At 43.7% G+C, this 13,516-nt stretch carries 15 protein-coding genes; 6 read left to right on the top strand and 9 right to left on the bottom strand.

The genetic code is table 11. The annotated features are described in order from the left end of the window. Nucleotides 1-5: 5 nt before the first annotated feature. The 7 genes from KDW99_RS02755 to radC form a co-directional block, all read right to left on the bottom strand. On the bottom strand, nucleotides 6-1,103 hold the full coding sequence (locus KDW99_RS02755; protein WP_255827800.1) for an ABC transporter permease: 1,098 nt from the start codon (nucleotides 1,101-1,103) through the stop codon (nucleotides 6-8). After that, complete coding sequence (locus tag KDW99_RS02750) at nucleotides 1,100-2,656, bottom strand: ABC transporter ATP-binding protein (RefSeq protein ID WP_255827799.1); 1,557 nt, start codon at nucleotides 2,654-2,656, stop codon at nucleotides 1,100-1,102. The genes KDW99_RS02755 and KDW99_RS02750 overlap by 4 nt, the downstream gene beginning before the upstream one ends. A 92-nt stretch (nucleotides 2,657-2,748) precedes the next feature. Continuing rightward, nucleotides 2,749-3,741 carry a BMP family lipoprotein gene (locus KDW99_RS02745; protein WP_255827798.1) on the bottom strand — a complete coding sequence of 331 codons (993 nt, stop codon included), beginning with the start codon at nucleotides 3,739-3,741 and terminating at the stop codon, nucleotides 2,749-2,751. A 239-nt stretch (nucleotides 3,742-3,980) separates the two neighbouring features. Further along, nucleotides 3,981-4,799: a bifunctional DNA-formamidopyrimidine glycosylase/DNA-(apurinic or apyrimidinic site) lyase gene (gene mutM, locus KDW99_RS02740; RefSeq protein WP_255827797.1), complete on the bottom strand. Its 819-nt coding sequence runs from the start codon at nucleotides 4,797-4,799 to the stop codon at nucleotides 3,981-3,983. A 176-nt stretch (nucleotides 4,800-4,975) separates the two neighbouring features. Beyond that, on the bottom strand, nucleotides 4,976-5,146 hold the full coding sequence (gene rpmG / locus KDW99_RS02735) for a 50S ribosomal protein L33 (RefSeq protein WP_011978459.1): 171 nt from the start codon (nucleotides 5,144-5,146) through the stop codon (nucleotides 4,976-4,978). A gap of 11 nt (nucleotides 5,147-5,157) precedes the next feature. Continuing rightward, nucleotides 5,158-5,394, bottom strand: coding sequence for a 50S ribosomal protein L28 (gene rpmB / locus KDW99_RS02730; protein ID WP_011978458.1), 237 nt, complete (start codon nucleotides 5,392-5,394; stop codon nucleotides 5,158-5,160). 300 nt (nucleotides 5,395-5,694) lie between these two features. Then, entirely contained in the window at nucleotides 5,695-6,369 is a 675-nt protein-coding gene (gene radC / locus KDW99_RS02725; protein ID WP_255827796.1) for a RadC family protein, read from the bottom strand. A gap of 102 nt (nucleotides 6,370-6,471) precedes the next feature. Between radC and coaBC the strand changes: the two genes are divergently transcribed. From coaBC to slmA, 4 genes are all read left to right on the top strand, one after another. Further along, nucleotides 6,472-7,695 carry a bifunctional phosphopantothenoylcysteine decarboxylase/phosphopantothenate--cysteine ligase CoaBC gene (gene coaBC / locus KDW99_RS02720; protein ID WP_255827795.1) on the top strand — a complete coding sequence of 408 codons (1,224 nt, stop codon included), beginning with the start codon at nucleotides 6,472-6,474 and terminating at the stop codon, nucleotides 7,693-7,695. Nucleotides 7,696-7,732: 37 nt separating this feature from the next. Then, nucleotides 7,733-8,191, top strand: coding sequence for a dUTP diphosphatase (gene dut / locus KDW99_RS02715; RefSeq protein WP_011978451.1), 459 nt, complete (start codon nucleotides 7,733-7,735; stop codon nucleotides 8,189-8,191). A gap of 322 nt (nucleotides 8,192-8,513) precedes the next feature. Continuing rightward, nucleotides 8,514-9,422 (top strand): acetylglutamate kinase, encoded by a 909-nt coding sequence (gene argB / locus KDW99_RS02710; RefSeq protein WP_255827794.1) that lies wholly within the window; start codon nucleotides 8,514-8,516, stop codon nucleotides 9,420-9,422. 66 nt (nucleotides 9,423-9,488) lie between these two features. Beyond that, complete coding sequence (gene slmA / locus KDW99_RS02705) at nucleotides 9,489-10,082, top strand: nucleoid occlusion factor SlmA (protein ID WP_255827793.1); 594 nt, start codon at nucleotides 9,489-9,491, stop codon at nucleotides 10,080-10,082. Between the two features lie 40 nt (nucleotides 10,083-10,122). Here slmA and pyrE read toward each other — a convergent pair whose 3' ends face one another. Next, nucleotides 10,123-10,770, bottom strand: a complete 648-nt coding sequence (gene pyrE / locus KDW99_RS02700; protein WP_255827792.1) for an orotate phosphoribosyltransferase — start codon at nucleotides 10,768-10,770, stop codon at nucleotides 10,123-10,125. A 119-nt stretch (nucleotides 10,771-10,889) separates the two neighbouring features. Between pyrE and KDW99_RS02695 the strand changes: the two genes are divergently transcribed. Further along, nucleotides 10,890-11,666, top strand: a complete 777-nt coding sequence (locus KDW99_RS02695; protein ID WP_011978447.1) for an exodeoxyribonuclease III — start codon at nucleotides 10,890-10,892, stop codon at nucleotides 11,664-11,666. 148 nt (nucleotides 11,667-11,814) lie between these two features. Here the strand turns inward: KDW99_RS02695 and KDW99_RS02690 are convergent, their stop codons facing one another. After that, nucleotides 11,815-12,786 (bottom strand): D-hexose-6-phosphate mutarotase, encoded by a 972-nt coding sequence (locus KDW99_RS02690; RefSeq protein ID WP_255827791.1) that lies wholly within the window; start codon nucleotides 12,784-12,786, stop codon nucleotides 11,815-11,817. Nucleotides 12,787-12,959: 173 nt separating this feature from the next. Between KDW99_RS02690 and KDW99_RS02685 the strand changes: the two genes are divergently transcribed. Continuing rightward, complete coding sequence (locus KDW99_RS02685; protein WP_255827790.1) at nucleotides 12,960-13,463, top strand: ATP-dependent zinc protease family protein; 504 nt, start codon at nucleotides 12,960-12,962, stop codon at nucleotides 13,461-13,463. Nucleotides 13,464-13,516: the final 53 nt, after the last annotated feature.

Genomic DNA, 13,516 nt, shown 5'->3' with positions numbered 1-13,516 from the left:
TTCCCCTACGCGACCGCTCTGCGAATAAAATAGCCTTCGATACGATCTTTGAACATGTGTTCAAGCGCACCAGAGAACAAAATCACCAAACCTTGGATCACCACAACGATTTCAGGCGTAATGGTTGGAATTTCAAATGCTAACTCCGCACCACCTTGGTATAAGGCACCAAATAAAATAGCCGCCAAAATAATACCAATCGGATGATTACGCCCCATCAGAGCCACCGCAATACCGGCAAAACCATAACCCGCAGTAAAGTTAAGCAATAAATTATGGTTCACACCCATGATTTCATTAAGGCCAACAAAACCTGCCAAGCCACCAGAAATCAGCATAGCCCAAATGGTTACTTTCGCGGTATCAATACCAGCGTATCGCGCTGCAGTAGGATTGGTTCCTAATGTACGTAGTTGATAACCCCAACGAGTATGCCAAACCAATCCCCAAACAAACACACAACACAACAAAGCCCAAATGAAAGCGAGATTTAACGGTGAATCACCAATATCAATACCCAATGGGGAAAGCAGTTCATGTAGATAAGGTAGCCAAGCGTTTTCTTCAAATGTTCGGCTATTTGGCGCCATACGGCCATCTTCTTTTAACCAGTTTACAATCAAGTAAACCATCAACGAAGAGGCTATAAAGTTAAACATGATGGTAGTAATTACAATGTGGCTACCACGACGTGCTTGTAGGTAAGCTGGAATATAGGCCCATGCTGCCCCAAAAACCGCCGCACCAACAATAGCCAAAGGCGCGATCACATAAAACGGCATAGTGTGATCCAATGACAAACAGATCAAACCAACCCCTAAACCACCAATATAGGCTTGCCCTTCACCACCGATATTGAACAAACCGCCTTTAAAGGCAACAGACACTGCTAAGCCCGTAAAAATAAGGTTCGTTGCATAGTACAGCGTATAGCCAATGCCTTCGTCGTAACCAAAAGCACCATAAATAAGGTAACCTGCAGCTTCAATTGGGTTTTCACCAATGGCAAGAATCACCAAACCAGAAACCAAAAAGGCCAGCATGATATTTAGCACAGGGATAAGAGCAATATTTACCCATGTAGGGACTTTTGCCTGACTCATGCGGACACCCCTTCTTGCTCTTCATTGAAAGCATTAGCCATCATTAGGCCAAGGGTTCGTTCATCAGCGTCTTTTGCATCAAGCTCACCAACAACCGCACCATCAAACATCACAATAATGCGATCACTCAGTGCCATAATTTCATCCAATTCAACGGACACAAGTAAAATGGCTTTACCTGAGTCTCTTAGTTTAACGATTTGTTCGTGAATGTTTTCGATGGCACCAATATCAACGCCACGCGTTGGCTGGCCAATCAACAACACTTCAGGGTTTTGCTCGACTTCACGGGCAATAACGATCTTCTGCTGGTTACCACCAGAAAAATTTGCCGTTTTAAGATGAGGATTCGGTGGACGCACATCCCACGCAGCCATGCGCTCATTGCATTCATCCAGCATGGCCTTGCGGTCCATAAGGATCTTGCCGTTATACGCAGGCGAGTTATGGTAGCCCAGCACCGCCGCTTCATAGGCTTCAAAGCCCGTTACCAAGCCCATTTTATGGCGATCTTCTGGCACATGTGCCATTTTCAGATCACGCATCTGAGCGGCATCTTTCGGCGCTTTTGCGTTGATTACTTGACCTGCAAAGTGGATCTCACCTTCGTCCATCGGCGTAATACCAGACAGAACGCTCAACAGTTCGCTCTGACCGTTACCAGACACACCAGCGATACCTAAGATTTCACCTGCACGCAGCTCTAAACTGACATTTTTTAAACGCTTTACGCCCTGACTATCAAACTGAGACAAGTTTTTCGCAGACAATAAAACATCACTAGGTTGAGCTTCATCTTTATCCACAGTAAGACGGACTTTTTTACCCACCATCAACTCAGCAAGATCTTCCTTGCTCGTATTGACTGTTTCTCGGTGAGCAACCATCTCACCTTGTCGCATCACCGACACATTATCAGTGGAAGCCATGATCTCACGTAATTTGTGAGTGATTAATAATACGGTAACACCCTGATCTTTTAGGGCTTTTAGGATACGAAATAAATGATCCGCTTCTTGTGGCGTCAGTACGCCTGTGGGCTCATCTAAAATAAGAATACGCGCGCCACGATATAAAGCTTTTAAAATCTCAACACGTTGCTGCAAACCAACCGGAAGTTCCTCTACGATTGCGTCTACATCAATATCCAAACTGTATTCATGAGCCAAGCGTTGCAATTCTACACGCGCTGCACCGATACCATTCTTTAGTACCGCACCACCTTCTGCACCTAGAATAACATTCTCAAGAACACTAAAATTTTCCACTAACATGAAGTGCTGATGCACCATGCCGATGCCGGCATTGATCGCATCCTGAGAGCTACGAATATCAACACGCTTACCATCAACTTCAATATGACCTGTATCGGCTTCATAAAAGCCATAAATGATACTCATCAAAGTGGATTTACCCGCGCCGTTTTCACCAATAATACCGTGAATCGTGCCAGCTGGAACTTGCAAGCAAATGTCTTTATTGGCCTGAACTGCACCAAAACGTTTACTTATGTCTCGCAATTCTATTGCGTATGGCATTGTTTTATTCGTCATAACTAAAAGTAATTCATCTGCTTAAAATGGAACACACTAGAACAAAAAAAACAGTTACCTACGCTGTGTAAGTAACTGTTTTTTGATGCAACTTAGTAGTTACAAGTGTTATCTGACATGTAATCGTGAACTTTGATTTCACCGCTGACGATTTTTGCGCGAATGTCTTTCATTGTCGCTTTCATATCAGCTGTAATTAAACTCGCATTGTTGTCATCTAGCGCCCAATCAACACCACCTTCAGCCAAACCTAGAACAACCATTCCTGGCTTCCAAGTTCCTGCAGCGGCATCTTTGTACGTTTTGTAAGCTGCTTGGTCTACACGTTTAACCATAGACGTTAGCATTGTGCCTGGCTGAATGTGGTTTTGGTTTGAATCTACACCAATCGCCAATTTGCCATCATCTTTTGCCGCTTGATATACGCCAATACCTGTACCACCCGCTGCTGCGAAAACAACATCAGAACCTTTAGAAAACTGACTTTTTGCCAATTCAGACCCTTTTGTTGGATCATTAAACGCTGCGCCTGTAGAACCCGTCATATTTTGCAATACAGTGGCACTAGAAGACTGATATTTAACACCTTGCTCATAACCACACGCGAACTTACGAATCAGAGGAATATCCATCCCACCGACAAAGCTGACTGTATTGGTTTTAGATGCCATGGCCGCCAAAGCGCCCACTAGGAAAGAACCTTCTTGCTCTTTAAAAACAACAGACTGAACGTTCGGAAGATCGATAACACCATCAATGATAGTAAAGTTGATTTCAGGGAAATCTTTCGCTACTTTCTCAACCGCAGACGTCATGTTAAAACCAACCGTAACAATTGGAGAATAACCACGTTTTGCAAGGCGACGTAGACCTTGCTCTACTTGCGCTTCGTTCTTAGGTTCAAACTCTCGAACCTGAATACCCGTCTCAGCCGTGTACTCTTTAACGCCATTGTAAACGCCTTCATTAAAAGACTTATCGAATTTACCCGCTTGATCATAAACAACCGCAGGTTCTGTTGCGGCATGAGCTACAGTTGATGAAATAGCTAATGCCGTGACGGACGCAAGAAAGACAGCTTTCATTCCAATTCCTCTTAATATATGTAATTTAGTCTAGACAATTATAAACCCTGCCTAACTGGTCAAAAATAAACCGATTAGCAGAATACCGCAATGTAATCTGCACATTTTAAGCGATATTTTTACGCATATCGCTAATAAAAAAATCTTTTTCCGCTATGGCGATTTAATTAACACTGCAATTAACACTGATAAATAGCAATTCTTGTGCCGCCATTTCCATATAGACAAGGAACAAGCTTTCAAGATTGACAGTTCACACAAAAAACCGTGCTACGCTGAGCTTGACGTATTTCTTTCAGTGGCGCACTACACACAATACAAGCCTTATCTGCTCTACCGTAAACAGCCAACTCTTGCTTAAAATAACCAGGTTTTCCGTCACCACCTACAAAGTCTTTTAGAGTGGTTCCGCCCTGTTTAATGGCGGCTGCCAGCACCACTTTAATGCATTCGACCAAACGGGCTAAACGAGCCTTGCTTATTTTACCGGCCAAACGATCAGGGCGAATACCCGCTTTAAATAGCGCTTCATTGGCATAAATATTCCCAACACCCACAACCACCTTACTGTCCATGATAAAGGTCTTAATGGGCACTTTGCGCCCCTTCGCTCTTGCGTACAGCATGTCAGCATTAAAAAGCTCTGATAGCGGCTCTGGGCCTAAATGCTTAATAAGCTCATGCTCGTTCCAATCTTCCGTTGTCCACAGAATGGCACCAAAGCGACGAGGATCCGTATATCTCAACCATACATCATCATCGGCGAAGCAAAAATCCACATGATCATGAAACAATGGCGGCGTCTCGGCAGGCACAAAATACAAACTACCAGACATACCAAGATGAACAATCAAGGTGCCTTTTGAAGTATGAATACCAATGTACTTTCCGCGACGAGAAAGGTGAGTGATGTTCTCCCCAACCATTTCAGAACTTAGCTCAGGTGTGATCATCCAACGTAATTTAGGCTGACGAATATCCACCCTAGCAAGAGTACGCCCTAATAACTTGGGCTCAATACCACGTAACGTGGTTTCTACTTCCGGCAATTCAGGCATAGGCAACCCTCCAGAGAATCCTCAAACAAGATCATCGCACAATCTCATGTGGGTTCTGTGTCATGTAAAGATACAAACCATACTGACCAATCGAACAAAGTATTTCTATTACTATCTTTTACTAGATATAAAAAAACCGACTCAATGAGTCGGTTCCTTTTGACAAGAAACAAAAATTATTTAATTTTCGCTTCTTTGTACATAACGTGCTTACGTACAACTGGATCAAACTTTTTCATTTCAAGTTTGTCAGGAGTATTTCGCTTGTTCTTGTCAGTTGTGTAAAAGTGACCAGTACCAGCAGAAGATACCATGCGAATTAGATCGCGAGCGCCTTTAGAAGCCATGATTCAGATCCTTATACTTTTTCGCCGTTGGCACGAATTTCAGCAAGAACTGATTCAATACCTTTTTTATCGATAATACGCATACCTTTAGAAGATACACGTAAACGGATGTAGCGGTTTTCACCTTCGACCCAAAAACGGTGCCAATGAAGGTTAGGAAGAAAACGACGCTTAGTACGGCGTTTTGAGTGAGAAACGTTATTACCTGTAATAGGACGTTTCCCAGTAACTTGACATACGCGAGACATAATTAAATACCTTTTGCTATCCAGAAAGATTATTGGAAGTGTTTCACTTCCTCAGGCGGAGCATGATTCCTTATGAATCAAAAAAATCCCATACCGAGGATATAGCGGCGCGCATTTTCCCATAAGCCAACCCATTGAGCAATTCTTTTGTTAAAAAAATGATCAATTAGCGCGTTCAAACAAAAAATCTCAATAAAAAACAGAGTGATGCTCCCTATCGAAACCGGCCTATCTACTACGAAGCATCATTAACACTTTTCTAAAGTGACTATGTTTTTCTAAAATAACAACCTTACTAGACTACACCAACCCTCTTTCTGCCAAGGACACAGGCGAACCATCACCGACGACAAAGTGATCGAGCAATCGCACATCGACGAGGTCTAGTGCACGTTTGATTTTATCGGTAATACTGATATCCGCTTGGCTCGGTTCGGCCACACCACTTGGATGGTTATGGGCGAGGATTACCGCTGCGGCGTTGTATTGCAGAGCCGCTTTAACAACTTCACGAGGATAAACCGCAGCCGCATCGATGGTGCCCATAAAAAGCTCTTGATAGCGAATTAATCTGTGTTGCGTATCCAAGAAAAGCACGGCAAAGACTTCTCGCGGAGAGTGACGTAGCTGAGAAGAAAGGTAAGTTCGGACGTGTTCCGCGCTGGTAAACACGGTTTCACGCATTAGCTGCTCTTGCAGATGGCGCTTAGACATTTCCAGTACAGCTTGCAGTTGAGTATATTTTGCATCCCCTAAGCCAAACCCTTGGCAAAACTCTTCACGGCTCGCCGACATTAATGCACGCAACCCACCAAACTGACTCAACACTTGTCTCGCCAGCTCGACAGCACTGATCCCTTGTGTTCCGGTTCGAAGAAAAATAGCTAACAGCTCAGAATCACTTAACGCTCCAGCGCCTTGCTGGATAAGCTTCTCACGTGGCCGCTCTTGTTCTGGCCAATGCTTAATACTCATGATCTACTCCTTGATCCATGTTAATCTTGCTCTCATTTTAAAGAGAAAGGCGTCCTGCCTCTTGCTAACCTTATCTATCACAGATCGGATTGAGAAGTTTTTATGTCAAATCTCGCTCAAAAACGCATTCTATTAGGCATCACTGGCGGCATTGCCGCTTATAAAAGCATTGAGCTAATTCGCTTGCTAACCAAAGCAGGCGCTGACGTTCAGGTAGTGTTAACAGAGGGAGCAAAGGCGTTTGTAACTGAGATGACGCTGCAAGCGATTTCTAGTCACCCTGTACGCAGCACTTTATTAGACCCCAATGCGGAAGCGGGAATGGGGCACATAGAATTAGCAAAGTGGGCTGATTTAATCGTCATTGCGCCTGCTTCTGCTGATTTTATGGCGCGTTATGCCCAAGGTATGGCAAACGACTTATTAAGCACCTTGTGTATCGCCACAGAGTCGCCTGTTTTGCTCGCCCCAGCGATGAACCAAGCCATGTGGCGTCACCCTGCAACACAAGCCAATGCGAACTTGCTCAATGAACGAGGCGTATTAAACATTGGGCCTGCCGATGGCGCGCAAGCCTGTGGCGATATTGGCCCTGGCCGCATGAGTGAGCCGAATGATATTTTTAATGCTGTTATCGCGCATTTCCAAAGCGCTCTAATCGAGCAAGATCTAACTGGCCAACACTGGGTTATTACCGCAGGCCCAACCATGGAAGCCATCGACCCAGTTCGTTTTATCAGTAATCACAGCTCAGGAAAAATGGGTTACGCTCTCGCTAGCGCTGCGATAGCTCGTGGAGCAAAGGTCACATTAGTAAGTGGCCCAGTACAGATCCCACCGCCAGATGGTGCCAATGTTATTGCAGTAAAAAGCGCGGATGAGATGCTCAATGCTTGCGAGCAAAGCATGAGCACGCAAGCCGATGTGTTTATTGGGGCCGCCGCCGTGGCTGACTTTAAAATGAAAGCTGCCAGCAACCAAAAAATGAAAAAGCAGTCTGACACAGAAGAAGTAACTCTGACGCTAGTTAAAAACCCAGACATCATCGCCACACTTGCCCAACACAAGCGCGCAAAAACCATAGTGGGCTTTGCCGCTGAAACGCAAAATGTGATCGAATACGCGAAAAGCAAACTAGAACGAAAAGGCTTGGATATTATTGTCGCCAATGATGTCTCGCGCAGCGACATTGGTTTTAACCAAGATGAAAACCAAGTCACAGTGATTACCAAAGACAAAACTTGGTCACCTGACAAAGCCGCAAAAAGCGAACTAGCAAACCAACTCGTTGAGTTTATTCATCAACATATTAAGTCTTCGTCTTAACAGCATTAATACATTAAGAGCAAAAGAGAAAATAACCATGAAACAAGCGATTCAATTAAAAATCCTGAGCGACAAAATCGGCAAAGAGATTCCATTACCAACTTATGCGACAGAAGGTTCTGCTGGTTTGGATTTGCGCGCTTGCCTTGATCAGGCAATCGACCTTGCACCAGGTGAAACAACACTGCTACCAACTGGCTTGTCTATTTATATCCAAGATCCGAATCTAGCGGCGACCATTCTGCCACGCTCTGGATTAGGCCATAAACATGGCATCGTATTGGGCAATTTGGTTGGTTTAATCGATTCTGATTACCAAGGCGAGCTAATGGTGTCTTGTTGGAACCGCGGCAATACAACATTCACGATCGAGCCGGGTGAGCGTGTTGCTCAGCTTGTTTTATTACCTGTTGTTCAAGCCGAATTTAATATTGTTACTGAATTCGAAAGCACCGAACGCGGCGAAGGTGGCTTTGGTCACACAGGCACAAAATAAGCAAAAAACACTCAAAAAAGGTGAGATTAATTCATCTTTTTTGAGTTCGTTACCACATTCATTCACCCTTCTTTCGTCACACAAACAAAATTAACTTTCATAAGTCTAAACTTCGTCAGTTTCCTACAAATTTCTATAGTTAATCCTTCAGGATCACGCTATCATTTCAAACCTAAGTGGTTGCTTACACTCGTTGTCAGCCTTAGCTGTCACCGTTCTGCCATACTTAGTAAGTATATTATCTCGTTGATAGACCAATACACCTATCAAGTTTGTATCTTTTTTTGTGCGACCCATTTTTATTTACAGGAGTACATAATCCGTGGCTTTTTCTCGTGAATCTGCTTTAGATGTTGCTAAGGTTTTAAGCGAATCGCTTCCTTACATTCAACGCTTTGCTGGTAAAACGCTGGTTATCAAATACGGCGGTAATGCCATGACAGATGAAAACCTTCAAGCTGGGTTTGCACGAGATATCGTTTTAATGAAAGCCATTGGAATTAACCCTATCGTAGTCCACGGTGGCGGCCCACAAATTGGTGACATGTTGGCTAAGCTGAACATCGAATCAAAATTCATCAATGGCATGCGTGTAACCGATACCGCTACCATGGATGTAGTTGAGATGGTGCTAGGTGGACAGGTTAACAAAGAAATCGTTAATTTAATTTGTGAAGCTGGCGGTAAAGCCATTGGCATCACAGGTAAAGACAGCCGCTTCATTAAAGCGAAGAAGCTTTTCGTCAAACACCAAGCGGAAGGCATGACCACACCGGAACAAGTGGATATAGGCCACGTTGGCGAAGTTGCCAGCGTCGACACCAGCTTCCTGAAATTCTTTGAGAATAGCGACCTGATCCCTGTTATCGCTCCCATTGGCGTGGATGATGAAGGCAACTCTTACAACATCAATGCAGACCTTGTTGCTGGTAAAGTCGCGGAAGCGGTTGGTGCAGAAAAACTCATGCTGCTGACAAACATTTCAGGCGTACAAGACAAGCAGGGCAATGTGTTAACTGGGCTAAGCACGGCGCAAGTCGACGCCTTGATTGCAGACGGCACAATTTATGGCGGCATGTTACCTAAAATTAGCTGTGCGCTATCTGCGGTGAATGCCGGCGTAACAAGCGCCCATATTATTGATGGTCGGGTTCCACACGCTACATTATTAGAAATTTTCACCGACACAGGCGTTGGTACATTAATATCAAACACCAAGGTTGGTGAATAAAAGCTTTCGCTTTTGTTGGTACTATTACTTAAAGATACTGGCAATTAACAAAACTGGATACGAACAATGAGCAATAAGAAAAACGATCGTCGCACTCAGATATTGCAAGCCCTTGCTCAAATGCTAGAAAGTAGCCCAGGAGCACGTATCACTACGGCGGCTTTGGCGAAGCAAGTTGGTGTATCAGAAGCGGCGTTGTATCGTCATTTTCCCAGTAAAGCTAAGATGTTTGAAGGTTTGATCGAATTTATTGAGGAAAGCCTCTTCACTCGAATCAACCGCATTGTCCAAGAAGAAAGCAACGTGATTACTCGAATTGAGATGATCGTTACTCTGGTATTAGGGTTTGCTGAGCAAAATCCAGGTATGTGCCGTTTGCTAACGGCTGACGCCTTGGCTGGCGAAACAGAGCGTTTGCGGGTTCGTATTACCCAAGTATTTGATCGCATAGAAACTCAGCTAAAACAAGTCATTCGTGAAGCTGACTTAAAACAGGGCTTACGACCAGCAATGGGCGTTGCACCTTGCGCAAACTTTCTTATTGCTATCATTGAAGGAAAAATACGCCATTACGTTCGTAGCGAATTTAAGGTGAAGCCAATGGAAATTTGGCCAGAGCAATGGGCAACATTGGCACAAAACTTGATGCTGAATCGCTAAGATTTGAGGAAAACCTCAAACCTTAGCTTTTGTATTCGCATTAAATGCCGTACTGAAGACGATATGCTTTAACAGCACTAAGATGTTTCGCAAATTCAGGAGAATCCTGTTCTGCCAAATACGTCATGATGTCATTTAAAGATACGATACTAATAACAGGCATACCGAAGTCACGTTCGACTTCTTGGATAGCAGACAGTTCACCTTGGCCTCGTTCTTGACGATCCAAGGCGATAAGAACACCAGCCGGAAGGGCGTTGGCTTGTTTAATAATAGCCATCACTTCTCGAATGGCGGTCCCTGCAGTAATAACGTCATCGATAATCATGACGTTACCCGCTAAAGGAGCCCCTACTAGAGAACCACCTTCACCGTGAGTTTTTGCTTCTTTACGGTTGAAAACGTATGGTGTGTCTACATTATGATGGTCATAAAGAGCAACTGCGGTAGTTGTTGCTAAGGGAATGCCTTTATAGGCAGGACCAAATAAAACATCAAATGGAACATTTGCTTCCATTAATGAGGTTGCGTAAAAGCGTCCCAATTTTGCTAATGCTTGGCCAGAACTAAATAGGCCTGCGTTAAAAAAGTAAGGACTTACGCGACCTGATTTAAGCGTAAATTCGCCAAAACGCAGCACATTTTGCTCGATAGCGAATTCGATAAAGTCTCTTTGGTAAGGTTTCATGCCGACTCCAGAAAGATAATAAATAGTACACAACAAAGCGCCGCCGAGAACGAGCGAAGCCATGCCAACATTGGATAGGCGCTAATATAACACACGGCTAGGAATTGTAGGGACCAGAAATGAAGGTCATCAGCCTTAATGTAAACGGTATAAGACAAGCAGCAGAACGCGGCTTTTTTGAATGGATGGTTCGTCAGGACCCAGATGTTGTGTGTCTGCAAGACATACAGGCAGATGAACGCACGTTAAATGACAGTGTATTTTTCCCACCTGGATACAATACATACTTCTTTGACTCCATGGAAAATCCAGAGCAAGCAGGCGTCGCTATCTATTGTAAAACCATGCCTAAAGCGATTATGACAGGCATGGGATTCCCTGAATGCGACTTCGAAGGTCGTTTTATTCAAGCAGATTTCGATAAAGTAAGCATTGGCGCATTCTTGACTCCTCACGGTTCAAACCATGAGGAAGCATTACAAGAACATAAATACCGTTTTATGGAAGGTTTTAAAAACCATCTGATTAAAACTCGACGCAAGCGTCGTGAATTTATTTTCTGCGGTACCGCCAATGTTGCACGTTCACCGATTGATGTGAGCAGCTGGTTCGTCAACCAGCGTAACTCTGGCTTTCTGCCAGAAGAGCGCAAATGGATAAATGAGATTTTCAATGAGCTGGAATACATTGATGCTTTCCGTCAAGTAAACAAGCAAGACAAGCAATATACTTGGTGGCCAGATTATGAACGCGCTTGGAAACTGGATGAAGGCGGTCGTTTAGATTATCAAATCACCACGCCCGGCATCAAAAACCTGATTCAAGGCGGCACGATTTACAAAGGCCAACGTTTTTCAGATCACGCGCCCTTGATCATGGAATACAATATTGATTAAGCCTTGCCTCATTTGTTGAGAGAGCACTGCTCTTTCGCTGGAATGGAAAATCAAAAACAAAAAAGCCCGCTAGACATGACGTTTAATATTTAAACAGTCAATGTCGGCGGGCTTTTTATATTAGGAAGCTTTCTCTTAAATAAGGCGTCTATTCGTCCACCAGAGGCTTGCTCTTCACTTTTAACTTGAGCTGATGGATTCCACCAACCGGAATGCTATAAGCATCGCTAAGGGCATTACCAGCCTCGACACACACGAAACGGCGATAATCATCGTCTTCCATATCTGTACGCTGTTTAGCTATTTCGGCACCGGGATTCCATAACACGGTACTGTTACTGCCTTCTGTGCTAATCACCAGTCTTCTTTGTAGCCCTGTATCGAAGATGCTGCATTTTTCTGGTGCAGAGGTATACACTCTATCCATGTAATCACAAGGAGTCACAACACCTTGCTGCAACTTCTGGTTAGCATTATCAAATTTATCAACGTAGCTCACTTGATCTAAGCCATGTACTTCAGCAGTTTGATTATCTGATACATTAAAATAAGTATGCAGAGCTTCACTGATTGGCATCGGTTTATCAGACAAGTTAGCGGCCGAGAAATTGACTCGAAAACCCTTATCAGAAAAACGGAAAACTTGTCGTAATTCAAAAGCAAATGGCCACATTTCTTCAATCAATGGATGATCTTCAGAAGCCAAGCGAATGACGATTTTCACATCACCATTTTTAAAACGCCCTGCCTCAATAAACTCCCAACGAAAATAACGAGCAAGACCATGCGCAGGGAAATCTGGCTGCGCCTCATTGGCGCCAAACCAAGGCCAACAAACAGGAACACCAAAGTGTCGACGACCAAAACGGCCCTCACCACCAAGATTAGTAGATTGAAATAATAGATCCTCTTGACCAGCAGGAATAAAGCTCTCCAAATGCCCGCCCCACAAGGCAATAACCGCACTAAAGCCTGGTTGCTCTATGACGATTTCATCGCATTTTCTTAAGCTTGCTGGGCGTATTTCACCACCCAACTCTTCCAACTCTTGCATCAGTCGGCCATTCATCAATAACTCCATTAAATAATTTTGTACGCCCATATTAACTTTAGACGCCATGATTACAATAGTTTGAGCTTATACTGACAATACAGCAAAGCAGATAACCTTATTTATGCATCAATAAAGACTTAACCTGATCGCACTTTTACGCTATAAAACACAGCAACTTAGGGTGAGTTTTCCTTCTTGCTAACGTACGCTACTTTTATTTTAAAAGGTCACATTTTTTTATGAATCAACATAACGAGCTCAAAATGGTCATTGGTTGCGAGGAGTGGTGCGCATTTCCTTCTATTAATATCCCAGCGATCAAAGCTCGAGTTGATTCTGGTGCAAAAACATCATCCATTCATGCAATTAACATTGTACGTTTTGCCCGAGGCGATGAAAGTTGGGTAAGCTTTGAAGTTCATCCCCTACAAAAAAATCGTAAAGTAACTGTTCATTGTGAAGCTCAACTTGTTGATCAAAGAGTTATTAAAAGCTCGAGCGGAGACAAAGAAAGCCGCCCAGTCATCCGTGTACCTCTAACACTTGGTGATAAAACATGGGAAGCAGAAGTCACGCTGACCAACAGAGATACCATGGGCTATAGAATGCTACTTGGACGCGAAGCCATGATTGGCCGCGTTCTCATCGACCCTGAAGGTCTGTGTTTACAGGGTGAGAAACAAGATGAAACCTTGGTAGAGCTTTATAAAGCCCCCACCAAGAAGACAGTGAAAAAGAAATAGCAGAAAAACGCTCTCCTTTTTAGCTAATACAGAGGAAAGCGTTTCCATTATGT

The sequence above is a fragment of the Marinomonas rhizomae genome (genome assembly GCF_024397855.1).
Classification (GTDB): Bacteria; Pseudomonadota; Gammaproteobacteria; order Pseudomonadales; family Marinomonadaceae; genus Marinomonas; species Marinomonas rhizomae_A.
The sequence above is the reverse complement of the archived record's forward strand: the minus strand, read 5'-3'. Positions and strand labels throughout refer to the sequence as shown.

What these genes read in the sequence shown, in the direction of transcription:
- KDW99_RS02690 (WP_255827791.1), bottom strand. Translation starts at nt 12,786, where the DNA reads ATGGCGTCTAAAGTTAATATGGGCGTACAAAATTATTTAATGGAGTTA.
- pyrE (WP_255827792.1), bottom strand. Translation starts at nt 10,770, where the DNA reads ATGAAACCTTACCAAAGAGACTTTATCGAATTCGCTATCGAGCAAAAT.
- mutM (WP_255827797.1), bottom strand. Translation starts at nt 4,799, where the DNA reads ATGCCTGAATTGCCGGAAGTAGAAACCACGTTACGTGGTATTGAGCCC.
- KDW99_RS02755 (WP_255827800.1), bottom strand. Translation starts at nt 1,103, where the DNA reads ATGAGTCAGGCAAAAGTCCCTACATGGGTAAATATTGCTCTTATCCCT.
- slmA (WP_255827793.1), top strand. Translation starts at nt 9,489, where the DNA reads ATGAGCAATAAGAAAAACGATCGTCGCACTCAGATATTGCAAGCCCTT.
- rpmB (WP_011978458.1), bottom strand. Translation starts at nt 5,394, where the DNA reads ATGTCTCGCGTATGTCAAGTTACTGGGAAACGTCCTATTACAGGTAAT.
- KDW99_RS02750 (WP_255827799.1), bottom strand. Translation starts at nt 2,656, where the DNA reads ATGACGAATAAAACAATGCCATACGCAATAGAATTGCGAGACATAAGT.
- rpmG (WP_011978459.1), bottom strand. Translation starts at nt 5,146, where the DNA reads ATGGCTTCTAAAGGCGCTCGCGATCTAATTCGCATGGTATCTTCTGCT.
- KDW99_RS02745 (WP_255827798.1), bottom strand. Translation starts at nt 3,741, where the DNA reads ATGAAAGCTGTCTTTCTTGCGTCCGTCACGGCATTAGCTATTTCATCA.
- KDW99_RS02685 (WP_255827790.1), top strand. Translation starts at nt 12,960, where the DNA reads ATGAATCAACATAACGAGCTCAAAATGGTCATTGGTTGCGAGGAGTGG.
- KDW99_RS02695 (WP_011978447.1), top strand. Translation starts at nt 10,890, where the DNA reads ATGAAGGTCATCAGCCTTAATGTAAACGGTATAAGACAAGCAGCAGAA.
- dut (WP_011978451.1), top strand. Translation starts at nt 7,733, where the DNA reads ATGAAACAAGCGATTCAATTAAAAATCCTGAGCGACAAAATCGGCAAA.
- coaBC (WP_255827795.1), top strand. Translation starts at nt 6,472, where the DNA reads ATGTCAAATCTCGCTCAAAAACGCATTCTATTAGGCATCACTGGCGGC.
- radC (WP_255827796.1), bottom strand. Translation starts at nt 6,369, where the DNA reads ATGAGTATTAAGCATTGGCCAGAACAAGAGCGGCCACGTGAGAAGCTT.